Annotated in this window: 13 protein-coding genes; 7 read left to right on the top strand and 6 right to left on the bottom strand. The window is 56.1% G+C overall.

The features are described 5' to 3' along the window. Window positions 1-18: 18 nt before the first annotated feature. Window positions 19-2,046: a urocanate hydratase gene (gene hutU, locus ON16_RS01965; RefSeq protein ID WP_040658945.1), complete on the bottom strand. Its 2,028-nt coding sequence runs from the start codon at window positions 2,044-2,046 to the stop codon at window positions 19-21. A 438-nt stretch (window positions 2,047-2,484) separates the two neighbouring features. On the opposite strand from hutU, the gene ftcD reads away from it, so the two are divergent. The 3 genes from ftcD to ON16_RS01950 all read left to right on the top strand — a co-directional run bounded on the left by ftcD (window position 2,485) and on the right by ON16_RS01950 (window position 5,338). After that, window positions 2,485-3,375: a glutamate formimidoyltransferase gene (gene ftcD / locus ON16_RS01960; protein ID WP_040658943.1), complete on the top strand. Its 891-nt coding sequence runs from the start codon at window positions 2,485-2,487 to the stop codon at window positions 3,373-3,375. A 90-nt stretch (window positions 3,376-3,465) separates the two neighbouring features. After that, window positions 3,466-4,410, top strand: coding sequence for an agmatinase (locus tag ON16_RS01955; RefSeq protein WP_040658941.1), 945 nt, complete (start codon window positions 3,466-3,468; stop codon window positions 4,408-4,410). A gap of 352 nt (window positions 4,411-4,762) precedes the next feature. Then, complete coding sequence (locus ON16_RS01950) at window positions 4,763-5,338, top strand: ECF transporter S component (RefSeq protein WP_040658939.1); 576 nt, start codon at window positions 4,763-4,765, stop codon at window positions 5,336-5,338. A gap of 135 nt (window positions 5,339-5,473) precedes the next feature. On the opposite strand, the gene ON16_RS01945 is transcribed toward ON16_RS01950, so the two are convergent. From ON16_RS01945 to ON16_RS01930, 4 genes are read right to left on the bottom strand one after another with little or no spacing between them, the layout of a single operon-like run. Then, window positions 5,474-6,067, bottom strand: coding sequence for a TetR/AcrR family transcriptional regulator (locus ON16_RS01945; RefSeq protein WP_040658937.1), 594 nt, complete (start codon window positions 6,065-6,067; stop codon window positions 5,474-5,476). After that, complete coding sequence (locus ON16_RS01940; RefSeq protein ID WP_040658935.1) at window positions 6,051-9,182, bottom strand: efflux RND transporter permease subunit; 3,132 nt, start codon at window positions 9,180-9,182, stop codon at window positions 6,051-6,053. The genes ON16_RS01945 and ON16_RS01940 overlap by 17 nt, the downstream gene beginning before the upstream one ends. Beyond that, window positions 9,179-10,420 carry an efflux RND transporter periplasmic adaptor subunit gene (locus tag ON16_RS01935; RefSeq protein ID WP_040658933.1) on the bottom strand — a complete coding sequence of 414 codons (1,242 nt, stop codon included), beginning with the start codon at window positions 10,418-10,420 and terminating at the stop codon, window positions 9,179-9,181. Before ON16_RS01935 ends, ON16_RS01940 begins: the two co-directional genes overlap by 4 nt. Before the next feature lie 26 nt (window positions 10,421-10,446). Next, window positions 10,447-11,796 carry a TolC family protein gene (locus ON16_RS01930; protein ID WP_040658931.1) on the bottom strand — a complete coding sequence of 450 codons (1,350 nt, stop codon included), beginning with the start codon at window positions 11,794-11,796 and terminating at the stop codon, window positions 10,447-10,449. A 556-nt stretch (window positions 11,797-12,352) separates the two neighbouring features. Between ON16_RS01930 and ON16_RS01925 the strand changes: the two genes are divergently transcribed. The 4 genes from ON16_RS01925 (at window position 12,353) to ON16_RS01910 (ending at window position 16,253) form a co-directional block, all read left to right on the top strand. Then, on the top strand, window positions 12,353-13,141 hold the full coding sequence (locus ON16_RS01925; protein WP_040658929.1) for an ABC transporter permease: 789 nt from the start codon (window positions 12,353-12,355) through the stop codon (window positions 13,139-13,141). 2 nt (window positions 13,142-13,143) lie between these two features. Next, window positions 13,144-13,935, top strand: coding sequence for an ABC transporter ATP-binding protein (locus ON16_RS01920; protein WP_040659807.1), 792 nt, complete (start codon window positions 13,144-13,146; stop codon window positions 13,933-13,935). 44 nt (window positions 13,936-13,979) lie between these two features. Continuing rightward, window positions 13,980-14,981: an ABC transporter substrate-binding protein gene (locus ON16_RS01915; protein ID WP_051131467.1), complete on the top strand. Its 1,002-nt coding sequence runs from the start codon at window positions 13,980-13,982 to the stop codon at window positions 14,979-14,981. Between the two features lie 186 nt (window positions 14,982-15,167). Continuing rightward, on the top strand, window positions 15,168-16,253 hold the full coding sequence (locus ON16_RS01910) for a DUF4397 domain-containing protein (protein WP_051131466.1): 1,086 nt from the start codon (window positions 15,168-15,170) through the stop codon (window positions 16,251-16,253). Between the two features lie 273 nt (window positions 16,254-16,526). Here the strand turns inward: ON16_RS01910 and ON16_RS01905 are convergent, their stop codons facing one another. Further along, the gene (locus tag ON16_RS01905) at window positions 16,527-17,387 is read right to left on the bottom strand and encodes a hypothetical protein (protein ID WP_040658927.1); all 861 of its coding nucleotides are present in this window, start codon (window positions 17,385-17,387) and stop codon (window positions 16,527-16,529) included. Window positions 17,388-18,149: the final 762 nt, after the last annotated feature.

Raw genomic sequence — 18,149 nt, 5'->3', positions numbered from 1 at the left:
GTGTGTAAAAAGCAGTTCTTATTTCACGCTTTTCAGCGCGTCGCTGACCAACTGATCGTCGTTCTCCGCCACGTAAGGCAGGGTGATGTGATCCTGGCCCTTGTACATCTCGTTGTATTCCACCACAGTGGAAACCGCGTGCTCGTTCCGTGCCCATGCGCGGCGGGAAACGCCCACCATGGTATCCCAAGGCATGGACATACGCAGGATGGTATCCACGCGCTCAGAGCCGTCCAGCACCATGCCGAAGCCGCCGTTGATGGCCTTGCCGATGCCGGTGCCGCCGCCGTTGTGCAGGGCGATCAGGCTCATGCCGCGGGCCGCGTTGCCCGCATAGCACTGGGTGGCCATTTCGGCCATGATGTTGGAGCCGTCCTTGATGTTGGAAGTCTCGCGGAAGGGGGAGTCGGTTCCGCCGGTGTCGTGGTGGTCGCGGCCCAGCATAACGGGACCGATCTCTCCGTTGCGAACCATCTCGTTGAACTTCAGAGCAATGTTCATGCGGCCCATGGCGTCCTGATACAGGATGCGGCACTGAGTGCCGACCACCATCTTGTTTTTCTTCGCGTCGCGGACCCAGACATAGTTGTCGTAGTCCTGATAGCGGCGGTTATGCGCCTGAATATACTCAGCGGCAGCAGCGTCGGTCTTGTCCAGATCGTCGGGGTTGCGGCTCAGGCAGCACCAGCGGAAGGGACCGTAGCCATAGTCGAACAGATGGGGCCCCAGAATGTCTTCCACGTAGGAGGGGAAGATGAAGCCGTCCAGATCGTTCTCGCCGTTCTTGCAGATGGAAGTCTCGCCCGCATCGTACACGGCCTTGAGGAAGCTGTTGCCGTAATCGAAGAAGTAAGTGCCCTGCTCGTGGAGCTTGCAGATCAGTTCATAGTGATGGCGCAGAGTCTTGTCCACCAGCTTGCAGAAGCCCTCGGGGTCCTTGTCCAGCATCTCGGTGCGCTGCTCGAAGGTCAGACCCTGCGGGCAGTAGCCTCCGTCGTAGGGGACATGGCAGCTGGTCTGGTCGCTGAGCAGGTCCACATGCACGTTCTTCTCCAGCAGGTACTCCAGCAGATCCACCACGTTGCCGTGGTAAGCGATGGCGCAAGGCTCCTTGGAGGCCATCTTCTTCTGGGCGATGGACAGCGCCTCATCCAGACTTCCGGTCTTCTCGCTGACCCAGCCCTGCGTATAGCGGGTCATGATGCGGGACTCGTCCACCTCGGCGATGATGGACACGGCTCCGGCAATTTCGGCAGCCTTGCCCTGTGCGCCGGACATGCCGCCAAGGCCTGCGGTCACGAACAGGCGGCCTGCCAGATTGCCGTCTTCGGGGATACCCAGCTTCAGTCTGCCCGCATTTAGCAGGGTGTTAAACGTGCCGTGGACAATGCCCTGAGGCCCAATGTACATCCAGCCGCCGGCGGTCATCTGCCCGTAGTTGGCAACACCCAGCGCCGCAGCGCGGTTAAAGTCTTTCTGGTTGTCATACATGCCCACCATCAAGCCGTTGGAAATGATGCAGCGGGGTGCGGTGGGATGGCTGTGGAACAGGCCCAGAGGATGGCCGCTCATGACCACCAGAGTCTGCTCGTTGGTCATGACCTCCAGATACTTCTTGATAAGACGATACTGCATCCAGTTCTGGCAGACCTGACCGGTTTCGCCGTAGGTCACCAGTTCGTAGGGATACAGAGCCACGTCAAAGTCCAGATTGTTCTCAATCATTACCTGAAACGCCTTGCCCTCAACGCAGTTGCTCTTGTACTCATTGATAGGTTTGCCGGTCAGGCGGCCCTGAGGACGGAAACGGTATCCGTAAATCCGGCCGTGCTCCTCCAGCTCCTGAGCAAACTCCTTGGCCATCTGGGCGTGATGGTCGGGATGGATGTAGCGCAGGGCATTTTTGATTGCCAGTTCCTTGTCAGCCTGCGTCAGATGGGACTCCCGGCGGGGAGCGCGGCGGATCCCTTCCTCAAATGTGGGATACTCCGGTAGATCATAGTCCAGCTTTACCGTCATAGCCTTATCAACATCAAAATTCGCCATGGTCGTTCCTCCTGAAAATTGGATTCTGCCGACCGGACTCAGTCCGGCAGGACAGTCTAAGGGTTTCCTCTTTGAAAAACATCTTATCACGCGGAATCAGGAAAATCAACAAAATATCCAAAATAATTCAGAATTATTTAGTTGTTTTTACCAAATTAATTCGCTATTGCATCATCCCATTGCTCCGGCAGCACATCAGTCTGGAAAAGTGTATTTTTTTGCCGTCAAAGCCATGCGCACGATGCATCCGCGCCGATTTGCAAATTCTATTATAGAGGGCCTGCGTTGAATCTGCGTCAAATAATTTGACGAACGGGAAAAAGTTCTCAGAAAAACGGTTGCGGAAATATTATTTTTTTGCTATGGTACAAGTGTTATAGAAAAGGTGCGCCAACGCGCGCCGCAAACGTGGCGGAATGTGTAAAGGAGCGAGCAAGCATGGATCAGATCATGGAGTGTATCCCGAACTTCAGCGAGGGGCGGGACCTTGAAAAGGTGGAGAAAATTGCAGGCGCTTTTCGGGCGAAGGAACGAGTCAAGCTGCTGGATTACAGCACAGACAAGGACCACAACCGCTGCGTGATTACCGCCGTAGGCGAGCCGGAAGCCCTGCGGGACGCGGTGATTGAAGCCGTGGGCACGGCGACGGCGCTGATCGACATGACACGGCACGACGGGCAGCATCCCCGCATGGGTGCAACCGACGTGGTCCCCTTCGTCCCGGTGCGGGGCTGCACGCTGGATGACGCGGACCGCATTGCGAAAGAAACGGCCGCCGCCATCGCGGAGCGGTTCGGCGTACCTGTCTTCCTGTACGAAAAGTCCGCTACCGCGCCCCACCGGGAAAATCTTGCCAATATCCGCAAGGGCCAGTTCGAGGGAATGATGGAAAAGATGAAGGACCCCATGTGGCGTCCCGATTTCGGCCCTGACACGATCCATCCTACCGCGGGCGTCACCGCGGTGGGCGCTCGGATGCCGTTGGTGGCGTTTAACATCAACCTGAACACCTCCGACCTTCGCATCGCCGACGAAATTGCCCACCGCATCCGCTATATCAACGGCGGGTTTCGGTTTGTAAAGTCCATGGGCGTGCTGCTGGAAGACCGCAACATCGCGCAGGTTTCCATCAATATGACGGATTACACGAAAACGTCCCTCTACCGGGTGTTTGAGACTGTGAAGATGGAGGCGCAGCGCTGGGGGGTCAACGTGATAGGCAGCGAGATCATCGGTCTGACGCCCATGGCGGCGCTGGTGGACTGCGCGGAGTATTATTTGCGCATTGAAAACTTCCGCCAAGATCAGATTTTGGAAACCCGTCTTTAAGAAGTGCTTTCCGGGACTTCCCCGAAAACAAATATTAAAACCGGAGGAGACAAACCGCCCCCTCCCCATATAAAAAAGGAGATTTTACGCATGCGTCCTGAATTGATCAGCCAGCCCATCACGGGCATTTGTTCCTTTGGCCGGTATCCCATCTGTCTCGATCTTGATGATCTTCACGCGGACTTTGGCGTCCTTGGCATTCCCTATGACATGGGCGTTGGCTTCCTCAGCGGAGCCCGGCTTGGCCCCCGCCGTATCCGGGAGGCTTCCACCCAGTATGGCCGCGGCAAAGCCGGCTATTACGATTATGAAACCGACGAGCAGATGCTGGCCGAGCCCATCACCATCGCCGACTGCGGCGACGCCGACGTCCTTCAGGGCGACCGGGAGTATTCCTTCAAGTGCGTGGAACGAGCCGTCCGCCGCATCATCAAGGCGGGGAGCATCCCCATTCTCATGGGCGGCGACCACTCTGTTTCCATTCCCGTGGGCCGGGCACTGGAGGAATACGGCAAAAAGATCTGCGTCATTCAGTTTGACGCGCATCTGGACTGGACCAGCCATGTTGGCCCCCAGTTTCAAGGCAACGGCAGCCCCATGCGGCGCTTGAGTGAGATGGATCACATCGGCCAGATGGTTCAGATCGGTCTGCGGGGCATGGGCAGCGGCAAGAAGCAGGACTATGACGACGCCCGGGCCTATGGCAGCAAGCTGATCTCCGCCCGGCAGCTGCACGAAAAGGGAACCGCATGGGTATTGGAGCAGATTCCCGAGGCGGAAGCCTATTACATCACCTTTGATATCGACGGCTACGATATGCCGCTGGCTCCCGGCGCGGCGTCTCCCCTGCCCGGCGGACTGCAGTATGACGAGAGCATGGACATGCTCTCCGCCATCTGCCGCACCGGCAAGGTGGTGTGCATGGATCTGGTGGAGGTCGCGCCGCAGTATGACCCCACCGGCTGCACGGAGCGTCTGGCAGCACTGACGATGCTGCATGTAATCGCCGAGGTGGGAAAGGCGCTCCACCGCTGAGCCTTCCTGCGGAACGATTTCTATGCGCAATCCGCGCCGACCGCCCCGCAGCAGGCGCGCTTGTTGAGAACAGGGGCGAATTGCAGCAAAAACCGCAGGTTGTCTCAAGATAACCTGCGGTTTTGTTGGTGGGATGCGTTGTCTCATGTTTTCCATTTTCCCGCAAAACAGAAGTCAGCGCCGTGCAGCTTTAGAATCTGGTAGGAATTCCCCGTGCCGCCTTAGATTTGATAAAAACGGATTACAGCAGCAAGCAGTTACTTTATACGGTTTGCACAGTTTGCGGAGAAGCCAAAAAATGTTGCAGGAGGCAGCCTCCGCCATCACATGATTTTTTAAAGGAGAATCCACCATGAAGCAGACCACCATTAAAAAACACATCCAGCGTCTGGTGCTGGCGGCCATGTTTTTGGCCCTTGGCATCGTCCTCCCCTTTTTGACCGGGCAGATCCCTCAGGTGGGCAGTATGCTGCTGCCCATGCACCTGCCGGTGCTTTTGTGCGGCCTGATCTGCGGGTGGAAGTACGGCGGGGCGGTAGGCTTGGTTCTGCCCCTGCTGCGGTATGTGATGTTTGGGATGCCCCCCATATTCCCCACCGGAATCGCCATGACCTTTGAGCTGGCGGCCTACGGGGCCATTGCCGGATTTCTCTATAACCGCTCCAAGTGGCAGTGCGTATTCGCACTGTATCGGTCCCTGTTGATCGCCATGGCAGGCGGACGAATCATCTGGGGCGTGGTCCGGGTGCTGCTCACCGGCGTGGCCGGCGAGGCGTTCACTTGGCAGATGTTTATGGCCGGGGCCTTTTTGAATGCCATTCCCGGCATTGTGCTTCAGCTGGTTTTCATTCCCGTGCTGATGGTGGCGCTGGACCGCACCGGAATGGTGCGCTTTTCCCACTCCCACACACAAATTGCCGAGAATTGAGTTTTCTCCGGCGCGGCCCTCCGCGCACAAGGGAAGAATCGTATCCGGTCCCATAAAACGCAAAAAGCCCGGCGGAGTCCTCAGGACTCCGCCGGGCTTTTATCATCAAGCATTTTCGGATTAGGCGCGTGGGCTTCAGTTCTTCGTTTTTTCACGGTCCGCTTTGATTCCCCGAAGGGCCATTTCCACCATCGCCTTCACCGGGTTTTCCCTGCCCAGCCGCCGCATCCGCAAGATGAGGTGCGGATTCGGAAGGCCCAGCAGGTATGCCGCCGTGATCGCAACATCCAAGTCGGCAACCAGCTCTCCTCTGGCCTGCGCCCGGCGGATAGCCTGTTCCGTCGCGTCGGCAACATTGTCGCCCAATTCCTCCATGGCCAATTGCAGTTCTTGGATGGAGGTATTTGTGAACACCCGGAGGACTTCGTTGAAATCGACCCCCTGCGCCAAATCCTGCATCATATTGACGTAGGCCTCCAACTGCTGGGAAAAGGGAAGTTCGGTTGCGAAAATGGATTGCATCTGCTCGTTAATCTGCCCTATTTTCGCCTTGCACGACGCGATAAACAGGTCTGTCTTCGAGGGAAAATACTCATAGATTGTAGACTTGCCGATTCCCGCCCGTGCGGCAATTTCCGACATAGAGGCCCCTTCGATCCCCCGGAGGCCGAACTCCGTCAGCGCGGCGCTCAAAATATCCGCGCGACGCCGTTCACTGATCCTCGACATTGGGGAGTTCCTCCTTTCCACAAAGCGCTGGTTTTCCCTTCTTCGCCATACGTTTATCCGCAAAGTTTTGACTGAAGCTGTCCAGCACACTGTAATACACCGGGGTGAACAGCAGCGTTACGACGGTGGAGATCAGCATACCCGTAATCATCGCGATGGCCATGGGCTTCATCATCTCCGATCCTTCGCCCATGCCGATTGCCATGGGCAAAAGGCCCAGAACTGTTGTCAGCATCGTCATCATCACTGGCCGGACACGGCGTGGGCAGGCGTTGAGAATGGCCTCGTCTTTCTCCTCGTGGCGCAGGCGGCGGGTCTTGATATAGTCCACCAGCACGATGGAGGAGTTGACCACCACGCCTGCCAGCATGATAACGCCCACGAAGGAGACAATGGAAATCTTCATGCCAAAGAGGAACTGGGTGCTCAAGGAACCCAGAAGGCTCACCGGCAGAATCATCATAACGATAACCGGCATCAGGAAGGACTCAAACTGCGAGGCCAGCACGAAGTACACAAGGCCCAGCGCAACGATCAAGGCGTTTCCAAGGCTCTGGAAGGAATCCATCATCTCGCTGCTCTCACCGCCCATGTCCACAATGACACTGTCCGGGGCCTGATAATTGTCAAGCACCGTCTGGACGGATTTGGCGATGCCCACCGCGTCGTCGGTGCGGCTGTTGCCGGTGATGGTGATGGTACGGCTCTGGTTTTGGCGGGTAATGGTCTGGGGGGCCATCACCACATCCACATTGGCGACCATGCTCAGGGGGATGGAACTGCCCATCGGCGTGGTGATGGGCATGGATTTCAGCGCGTCCAAACTTTTGCCCGCGTCCGCCTCGCCCCGAACCACCACGTCAATCTCCTCGCCGTTGACTTTCAAAACGGTGGCGGTGGAGCCGGTGAGCTGGCTGCGAACGGCAGAACCAATGGTCGCGGCGGTGAGGCCATACTGCGCCGCCACATCGCGCCGCAGCGTCACATCCACCTCCGGCACCTGATCGCTGGCACTGGACGAGACGTCAATCGCGTCCGGAATGGCAGAAATCTGCCCCACCAGATCGTTCGTGGCGGCTTTCAGCTCGTCATAATTGTCGCCGGAGAGGGTGATGCTGATAGGGGTGCCGGTCATGGCGGACATATCCATCATGCCCGCAGAGGAAACGGAAATATCTGCTCCGGCAATATTTTGCAGATCCTCACGCAATTGGTTTCCAATCTCTTCTGCGGAGCGGTCGCGCTCGCTGATGGGAACCAGATTCAGCGTGACGGAGGTGGAATTATCGCCGGTCATGCTGCTCATGGTCCCGCCGCCGGTGGTATAGTAAATATCCTTGATCTCTGGCACGGTGTCCATGGCAATGTCCACCACCTGCTCGGCAACGTGCTGGGCTTCCTCTGTTTCTGTGCCTACGGGGAGGCCCACAGTGACGCTGACGCTGCTCTGGTCCATGGAGGGCATCATTTCAAAGCCCGAAATGGCAATGACGCCGATAAAGACCACGATCATGGCAAGGCTGGCCAGCATGGCCCGCTTGCGGTGATGGATAAAGTAGTCCAGCTTCTTCACATACCAGCTCATCAGGCGGCCGCTCTTCTTTGCCTTGGCGGCTTCCATGGCCTGCGCGTTGGTTTTCAGGTCCTTGCCGCTGCGGCCCAGCAGCATATAACTCAATAGCGGCACGATCGTCAGGGCCACCACCAGAGACATGCCGATCAGGGTACAGATGGTCAGGCAGAAGTCATAGAACATCATGCCCACGATGCCGCCGGTCAAGCCCAGCGGCAGGAACACGGCCACGGTGGTCAGTGTGGAGGCCACAATGGCCAGCGCCACCTCGCCGGTTCCCCGCGTACAGGCAGAGTAATTGTCATGTCCATCGGCTCGGTATCGGAAGATGTTTTCCAGCACCACGATGGAGTTATCCACAATCATACCCACACCCATGGCCACGCCGCCCAGACTCATCATGTTCAGGGTGATGTTCAACACCTTCATCAGCAGGAACACCGCCACGATACAAAGGGGCATCGCCACAGAAATGACCAGCGTGGCGCCCCAGTCCCGCAGGAACACGAACAGCACCAGTGCCGCCAGCAGCACGCCCAGAATGATATTGCTGATGGCACTATCGACGGACAGATTGATATAGTCGCTCTGGTCCATCAGCACGGACCAGTTCAAAGACGGGTTCTCCGCCGCGATCTCCTTGATAGCCTTCTGCACACTTTGGGCAGTGGCCGCGGTGTTTACATCGGACTGCTTGTTGACAGACAGAACCACGCAGTCCTCTCCGTCCACGCGGGCAATGGCGGTGCGCTCTTGGGGCTTAAGGTATACGTTTGCCACCTCGCCCAGCCGCACACTGCCGCCGGTGCTCAGGGGAATCAGGCAGTTTGCCACATCTTCGGCAGAGGCAAATTGTCCATCCGTTCGGACAGAGAGCGTGTTTGCCCCGTTATCCACGCTTCCGGCGGGAATCGCCACGTTCTCCGCTGACAAAATCTGAGCGATATAACTCAGGGACAGTCCGTAGCCCGCCAGTTTTTCCGTGTAAGTCTCCACGGCAATCTCATTTTCAAAGCCGCCCTGTACGTCCACGGAGGCCACACCCTCAATGCGCTCCAGCGCGGGAGAGATCGTGTCTTCCGCGACGGTCTGAAGCGACGCGAGGTCCGAGCCTTTCAGGCCGATGACCATAACGGGCATGGCGTCCATGTCCAAAGCCATAATAACCGGGTCGCTGGCCTCGTCGGGCAGGGTGCTTTTCATCATGTCGATCTTGTCCCGCAGGTCCGTCATGGCGGTGTCCAGATTGGTGTTGTCGGTAAAGGTCACCATGACCAAGGACATGTTCTCAACGGAGAAGGACTGAATCTCATCCATGCCCGCCACAGACGCGCACGCGTTTTCCAGCGGGACGGTAATCAGATTTTCGACTTCCTGCGGTCCGGCCTGATAAGTGGAGTACATCATTACCATCGGAAGCTCGATGTCCGGCAGCAGCGCCAAGGGCAGCTGGGTAAAGCCCATCACGCCGAAGATCGCCACCATGACGCAGGCCATGATGGTGGTCACCCGGTGGCGGATGCAGAATGTGACCATCTTCATTCCTTTGCGCCCTCCGCTCCGTCAGCCGCCGCACCGCTGGCTGCCGCCGAGCTTCCCGCCGCAGCGGAAGAAGACGCGGCAGAAGACGCGGCAGAAGACGATGCGTCGCCGCTTCCATCCCCAGTGGATACCGCCGGGGCGTTGGTCACGCGAACAGGTGCGCCATCGCTCAAATAGCTCTGTCCGCGGGTTACCAGCTGCTCACCCCCGTGAAGACCGGAGGTAATCTCCGTCTGCGTCTCGTTCACAAGGCCGGTGGTGATCTTCACCTGATAGGCCGTATCGCCGTCCACGATGTAGACGGACTGCTGTCCGTCCTCTCCGGTCAGAATGGACTCCGTGGGAATCAGCACGGTTCCCGTCCGGGAGTCGGTGTGGAAGGTGGCCCGGGCAAACATGCCGATGGAAACCTTCAGATCTTTGGGTAGGTCGATATGTACCTCATACAGCGCGGAACTCTGGCTGACGGCGGAGGCCACGGAGGCCACCGTCCCCTGAATCGTCTCGTCGCCAATAGAGGGGATGGTCACATCCACCACATCGCCCACGCTGATGGAGGGCTGCAGTGTCTCGGAGACATTCACCACCACCTGCGGCCGACCAATTTCAGCCACCACCACGGCGGCGGTGTTGGGGGCCAAGCTGACCCCGGCGGTGATGCTGACGCTGGCAATCGTGCCGGAAATCGGGGATGTGACCGTGGGATTATTCAGCGCATCCCACACGTCGTCCAACCCCATCTGGGTCAGCGTACTGGTCCGGGCGTTTTCCGCCTGCATCAGCCCCAGCTTGGCCTGATCCAGCTGGTTCTGGCTCACTGCCCCCAGCTCAAAAAGGGCCTGAAGATTGTTGTAGCTCTCCCGTGCCTGACGCACCTGTTCGTCCAGCAGCTCACGGCTGCCGGTGTAAGTGGTCAGGGCGCTGCCGTATGTATCCTGCAAATCGGAGGTATCCAGCGTATACAGCGGATCGCCCGCCTTCACCGTGTCGCCTGCTTTCACCTTCACGCTTTTGACCTCGCAGGCCACCTTGCTCAGTACCGGGACGTTGCGGTTGGCGGTGACGCTGCCTGTGACGGTATTCTCCGTGGCAATATCGCCGGTGGCCACCGTCTGGACTTCCACGGCGGTGCCCTTGACTTCCGGCTCTGCGGAAGAATCGCCGCTCTGACCGCAGGCTGCCAGCCCAAGAGTCATCAGCGCCGCCGTCAGCAGCGCGAAAAGAGATTGCTTTTTCATGGTATTCTCCTCTTCTTCAATCTTTCTCAAACAATGCCGTACTGGGTGGCCCAGACATAGCTGCGGTAGGCGCTGAACAGATTGCGCTGGGCGGTGCGCAGATCATCCTTCGCGCTCTCCAAATCGTTTTGCGCGGAGAGATAGTCCTCGTGAGACGACATGCCCAGCTCATATTTTTTCGCGGCAATAGCAAAGGTCCGCTGTTGGAAGTCCACGGTCTTCTGGGCCGCATTCACCAGCCGGACATTTTCCGGCACTGCCAAACAAACACCCTTGAAGCTGGAGGCAAAGCTGTTTTGCGCCGCGGTGCGGGCCTTGCTGTTCACGGGACCGGAATCCTCACCGAAGGCAATCTCCGCGTTTGCCACATCCACATTTTTGGCGGCGGCGGTGCTTAGCATCTTATCGTAGCTCACGGAGTCCAGCTCCGCCTGCGTGGGCATGGGCAGATCGCCCAGCTTCACGGTTCCGCTCAGTTCCATGTCGCACATGCCCTCTAGGAGAAGTTTGTTCGAGGTCACCTGATAATTCAATGCCTCCAGCTGGCTGGCAACCTGCGCGCGCTGGTGACGAATGCTCTCCACATCGTAGGCAGAGGCCATGCCCAGCTCCTGCTGCTTTTCCAGAATTGCCACGGCCCGATCCAAGGAATCCAATCCCCGCTGAACGGCGGGGAGCGCGTCTTCAATGGCAATTACACCCATGTAAACCTGCTCTGCGCCGCAGATAACCTTTTCAATGGCGTTGTTCAACGTGTTTTTCGTAGTTGCAACGGTATTTTCAACGTTAATAACCTGAGAAAAATTCTGTGCATACGCACTTTGCAGAGACATCACATTTGCGCCGAGAGCAACACTGAGCGCCTGATAGACCTTCTTAAGGTCCTCGTCGTCAGTTTCAGCACTTTTCACCGTTTCCAAAGCCTCAGTAGTTTTGGACAACATTTCGCGTAGAGTTCCGTTGGCATTCCACAGACTGTCCTGCGTCATACCGTTTACGTCCATGATCTGGGCCTGAAGCGATTGAATCGTGGGGTTGTAGTTCAGCATAGCACCCCGCAGATTTTCAAAGCTGATGGACTTGGCGGAGTTCTTTGGGTTCAGCTGGAGATTCTGCACGCTGCTGGCGGACAAAGAATCCATGCTGGAAGAAGCCGCCGCATCTTCCGATCCCACAGGCGCGGATGCGTCCGGAGCAGCCTCCACGCCCATCTCCGATTCCTCGGAGGAGGGAGCGGACGCAGCCGCCGATTCTGATGATCCAGCCGGGCTGGAAGCAGCCTCCGACGGGGCTTGAACGCGGTCATCCGCCAGCACCGGCAATGCAACAGCCAGCGTCAGTACAACCGACAGGAGCAGCGCTAAGGTTCGTTTCATATCAGGACTCCTTTTTTCTGCGCAGCGCGCAAAGTTTACAGAAATCAAAATCCCGACCGAATGGTCGGTCGGGATTTTTATTATAGGCGCGGGACACCTGCCTGTCAAGGGAAATTTTCCAAATTTCACACCTTATTTACAAAGAGCGTAAAATGAAAAACCATGTCGAACACAACGCGCATTTGTCAACCAGTGCGGCGCACCTTTGACAGCGCCATCCGTCCGTAACGGTGCTGTCCAAAGCCCCCGCCTTGCACCCGTTTTCCCACCACAGTAGGGGCGGCAGAGCACGCCGCGCAGCGTTTTTTGCCACTTTTCTGACTGCATATTTTCATACTCCCCGCCATCCCGAAACTCTGTCATCATTTTTTGCCGTCGTCCTTCCGGTATGAATTTTCTCATCTGTGCAGATTGTATTGGAAAAATGCAGGAAAAAGTGCCGTTTCAGTCAAAGTGCCAAATTTTCTGCAACGATTGCATTTGGGCCTTTTCTATACTATAATAATCTGGCACGTTAGCTTGTTAACACGATAGTATTTTAAAGAGGAAGATGTTCATGTCCGAAAAAAACCGGCGTCCCCACAGGCATCTCGCATACAAAACGATTTCCATTCTGTCCTTTTGCGTCATCATCGCGCTGTGGTGCCTGCTGACCTATGGCGGCATGGTTACCGAACTGTTCGTCCCCTCCCCCACCAAGGTCCTGTCCACCACCGTGGACATGGCGCGGGACGGCTCCTTATGGATCAACTGCTGGATGAGCGTCAAGCGCGTTATGGTCGGCTGGTTCTGGTCCGCCGTGGCGGCACTGCCCATCGGCATGGTCATGGCTCGGTCCAAGGCATTCAGCGCCGTGATCCAGCCCATTATCGAATTTGCCCGCTATCTGCCCGTGGTGGCGCTGGTTCCGCTGACTATTTTATATCTGGGCATTGACGAGACGCAGAAGTACGTTATTATCTGGCTGGGCACCTTTTTTCAGTTGGTTTTGATGGTTTGCGACACGGTGGGCAGTGTGGACAAAAACATGATTAATGCCGCCCGAACCTTGGGGGCCAACCGCTGGCAGGTCTACAAGGAAGTGATCTTTCCGGCGGCGCTGCCCGGACTGATGGACGATTTCCGTTTGACCATCGGCTGGGCATGGACCTATCTGGTGGTTGCGGAGATGGTGGCCGCCAGCAACGGTCTGGGGTACATCATTCTAAAATCCCAGCGCTTTTTAGCCACCGATGTGATTTTCTCCGGCCTGATTACCATCGGTATCATCGGTCTTTTGACCGACTTTGCCGTCAAAATTCTCACGCGGGCCATTGTGCCTTGGCACGAAAGGTTGGGTGAATGAGCATGAAAGAAAAACTGCTCGTTTCCGGCGTGAGCAAAATCTTTCCCGGAAAGAAGAAAAACGCCGCCGATGTAACTGCTCTGAAGGAAATTAATTTGAGCGTGCGGGATGGTGAATTTGTTGTCATCGTGGGTCCTTCCGGCTGCGGAAAATCCACACTGTTGAATATCATCGGCGGTCTGGAAACAGCCACCTCCGGCTCCGTTATAGTGGAGGGCCGAGCCGTGTCCGCTCCCGGTGCAGACCGGGGCATGGTCTTTCAGGGATACAGCCTTTTTCCGTGGCTGAGTGTGCGCAAAAACGTGGAATTCGGCCTGAAAATGCAGGGCGTGGCCGGGTTGGAGCGGGAGAAGGCCGCTCTGGAATTCATCCGTTTGGTTGGTCTGTCCGGCTTTGAAAACGCTCTGCCCAATGAGCTTTCCGGCGGCATGAAACAGCGCGTCGCCATTGCGCGGACTCTGGCGGCAAAGCCGGAGGTCCTGTTGATGGACGAACCCTTCGGCGCGCTGGACGCCCAGACCCGCGTGGTCATGCAGGAGCTGCTGGCAGCGGTGAGCCGGGAGACAAAGAGCACGGTTCTCTTTATCACTCACGACATTGACGAGGCCATTCTGCTGGCAAACCGCATTTATGTCATGTCCCGCCGCCCCGGCACGATCCGAGAGGTACTGGATGTGGACCTGCCCTGCGCACGGAGTCACAACGCTCTGGTCACCGAGGAATTTCTGGCGCTGAAGCGCAAAATCATGGATATGCTCTGGCGGGAAAGTCAGGACGCAGCCATGAACCGCTGAGTGCCGTTCATTCATTTATTTACATATTTCAGGAGGAAAAACTCATGAAAAGATTTCTTGCACGGATCGCCGCCGCAGCCCTTTCCGCCGTCATCCTGTCCGGCTGCGGTAATTCCGCCGCGTCCTCTTCCGCCCCGTCCGCCGCCGGAAGCGGTCAAGCGCTCACCCCCATTAATGTGGCCTTCTGCACTTGGGTGGGCTATGCGCCGCTGTACATTGCACAGGCGCAGGGCTATTTTCAGCAATACGGCTACGAGCCGAATCTTATCATCATGGAGGACGAATCCACCTATGGCTCCGCGCTGGTTTCTGGCAGCATTGACGCGCTGGGTCAGGTGCTGGACCGGGACATCATCCAGTACAGCGCCGGTGCGCCGGAGCAGTATGTCTGCACCATGGACGCCTCCACCGGCGGCGACGGTCTGGTTGCCACCGGCGATATCCAAAGCGTGGACGATCTGATGGGAAAGACGGTGGCGCTGGACAAATCCGCCACCTCTTACTTCTTCTTTTTGCAGGTTCTGGCGGATAGCAATATTACCGAAGACGACATTAACACCGTGGAGATGAGCAACGACGCCGCCGGCGAGGCCTTCATTGCCGGCAGCGTGGACGCGGCCGTGACTTGGGAGCCGCAGTTGAGCAACTGTTCCCAGCGGGAAGGCGGGCACATCCTCGTCTCCTCCGCCGACTATCCCAAGGCCATTATCGACGTGCTGACCGTTAACTCTGTCTTTTTAGCCGATCATCCCTCCGCCGCGCAGGATCTGGCGGAGATCTGGAATCTCTCCATTGATTATCTCAACAAAAATTATGACGACGGCTGCCAGATCATGGCCGACGGCCTAGGGCTGAACATTGAGGAAGTCAAAGACAGCTGCAGCGGCGTCACCTACTACGACCGGGACATGAACACCGAGTTTGTCAGCCCTGATACGGAGTTCAACGTTATGGACGTGGCCAACGAGGCGGCTGCCTTCTGGCTGGAGCGTGGGTACATCAAAAATGGCGACCTGAGCGGGTTTTTCGCCGCCGTCGCGCAGTAAAAGGCCCGTTAAGAAACACAACCGCGCCTCCAAAGTCAGACAAGCTGAACTTTGAAGGCGCGGTTTTCTTGTCTGCCCGGAGTGCCTTCGCGATAGCGCGCACCCCGCCCTCTCCTCTGGAATATACTGGACTACACACAGACTGAGAGGAGGAATACCGGAACCTCTGTTCCGGTCAAATATCATATGGAACGAACAACTTCAAATACTCCCGTGGCCCCGCTTCCCAATCCCGGAGAGGGCGGGCCCGTTTATAATGGCGGTGGCACCTCCACTGGGCCGCTTCCCCTGCCCATGCCCGAGGTAACCCCCCCTTCCAACAACAGCAATATTCCCGTCATTCCCCTGCCCAATCCCGGAGAAGGCGGTCCTGTTGATAATGGCGGCGGCATCCCTGTTATTCCACTGCCCAATCCTGGGGAGGGCGGTCCTGTTGGGAATGGCGGCGGCATCCCCGTTATTCCACTGCCCAATCCCGGAGAGGGCGGTCCTGTTGGGAATGGCGGCGGCATCCCTGTTATTCCACTGCCCAATCCCGGAGAGGGCGGCCCCGTCTTTGGCGGCGGCATTGTCATCGTGAACCGTTCCCCCGTGCGGTTTTTAAATGCTGCCTTCGGTTATCCGCCCTTCCGCGTCCTCATCCGTAACACGCGGGTGGTAAACTGGCTGAACTACGCTTCTATCTCCGGTTACAGCCGTATCCCCGCAGGCTATCAAACCATCACCGTCACCGGACCCGACGGCTATATCTACATTCAGAAAACCATGCTCTTCCAAAGTGGAACGCCGACCACCGTCGCCATCATCAACACGCCCAGCGGGTTGGACTTGCTGCAGATCACGGATAACTGCTGCTCTAACAACACCGGCGTGTCCAATTTCCGCGTTAGCAATCTGGCGCTGAACAGCAACCCGCTGGATGTTCTGCTGGGCGACGGGCGGGTGGTCTACGCCGACGTGCGCTACAAGGAGACGACCGCTTTCAAGCGCATTGCTCCCGGCGCATATCAGTTCTTCTTCGCCGAGACCAGCCTCACGCCCATGCCCACTTGGATGGATATCGAGACGCTGGACAGCGCATGGATCGGTATGTACCCTGTCTCAAATACGGTGGCCTCTTTGTATCTGGACGTAGCCATCAATACCACGTATACGGTCTTTTTGCTCAGCAGCGGAACCACCACCAACGCCATTCAGACGATGGTGGTGATACTCCATTCGGTTGAAGTAAACGGTACACGATTTGCTGTTACGGCGGGGCTTTCTTTTTGATCCCTTATTTTTCACCGTTAAGAAGCTGCGGCAAATTGATTGCCCGGCGCGGCAATTGCCTCATCTCTGCTGCATCTCGTACTCTACTCCCATAAAGTACGAGATGAGACAGCCTTTTTCTCTCTGGTGCAAACTTTTGTGGATGCAATACTCGTGTTTAAGAGGGCTTGACAGGCCGTTTAATCGGTACTGATTCACGCAGCATCAGCAGCAGACAGATCCACCGTCTACGGGAACCGTGGTTCCCGTCATATTGCCGCCCCTGCGTTCCCATTAAAACAGAGCTGGGTCTATCCCATATACCTGCACAATTTCAATTTTGTCACTTTTCAAAATATCCATTGGGGTCACTAAACGTCCGCCGTCGCCATCCAAATCAATGCCAAATTGATTCCATGCATACCAAGGCAAATATGCACACTGGCTGCCAAAGAATGTGCTGCTTGCATCTGCGGCCTTCTCTCCCAGCAACCCCGCCGTCAGGCGGTATGGGATATTCTGCAGAGATTCTCTGGCGTACTCCGCTACTTTATGCCGCAATTTATTCGGTGCATTTTTGACTCGTACAATGACATAGTTGGCATAGTACCGCCACGAGTCCACCTCAGACAGGGCAGAATTTTCACCCAGCACTCGGCTTTCCAGCAGCACCTGATGATCCAGTGCAATGGCGGCATGGCCGTGGGTCCATCCCAATGAATGGGTGGATAATGTCAAAAGAATATCCCCAGGTTGCAGTGTGGGGATAGGGGGACCTATCGCCTGATTATGCGCTGAATCGATTAGAATGTCCTCTCGGGTAAACCACCAAAGGAGCGGAGTGCACTTTACTTGATATTCCTTAAAGAACCAGCGTTGGCTATTTAAAATTTGCTGCTTTCCTTCCTCGCCTCGGCCTAGAAGTTCATCAATGGCGCACCGCCCGAAGCCCGTTTGTTCAAAGAGCAGCGCATAATCTTCTTGGCTCATTACGTCCTTTTTTAGCACAGCTTCAATAGGCACCGGTATCTCCTGCGAATGATAGTACCAGATTCGATGGGACCATACCGTTTGGAGCAGATACAGCCCTATGATTGCCATGAGCAGAATTCTGAACACGATCTTTCTTTTTTCGTATTTTCTCTTTTCTCCCACGGAATTGTTCCTTCCTTTTGCTTGTATAAAACAGTTCTTACGCGGCTGCACGGGTATCATCCCTGAACAATTCAATCAATGTCGGACATTGATATAGATGCTACAAGTAAATTATATTTCTGTTATCTTAATTGAACCTGAGCGTATTTAGCATTTTTATCATTTGTGTTTTTTGAAATTACATGTAAGAATCTGTTTCTCTGTAAATTGTTTCTTCATTTTCATTAAGCCCATTTTCGATAATTCCCGTAGGGAAGAACTTTGCCCTTGGGACGGTTTTTCAAGATCAAGTCCGGAAGGAATTACCGTCCACAGCCCCGTTCCTATCGTCGTTTTACGAACTGCGCACCGAATATCACATGGGTTACAGACTGTTATCTTGATGAAAAGCATCAGAAAAACGAGCAGAAACTCACCGATGTATTCAATTACATACTGTCGCTGGCCCCGCACGATGACGGGCTGAGTCAAATCCGCGCAAGCCGCCGCGACACGCTGACTAAGGATATCCGAGATATTGAATGCGAATAGGGCAATAGGACTCTGGCGCAAAAGAGCCGTCTGGCAGAACTTTTGACTTCCTCTGTTCATGTTTTTCAGGATGGACTAGACGTTGAATGGAAGTATCCCGTTTGCTCCAGCGCAGCAATTACTTCTCCCGGTACCAATGAGGTACAGGATCACTGAACATCCCGCGTCTCAGCATTTTAAGCAGAAACGCTCAACAGACAAAAAACGCCGGGAACCTGATTCAATCAGGCT

The sequence above is a fragment of the Oscillibacter ruminantium GH1 genome, from assembly GCF_000307265.1.
Taxonomy (GTDB): domain Bacteria; phylum Bacillota; class Clostridia; order Oscillospirales; family Oscillospiraceae; genus Oscillibacter; species Oscillibacter ruminantium.
This window is presented reverse-complemented; position numbering and strand designations above follow the sequence as displayed.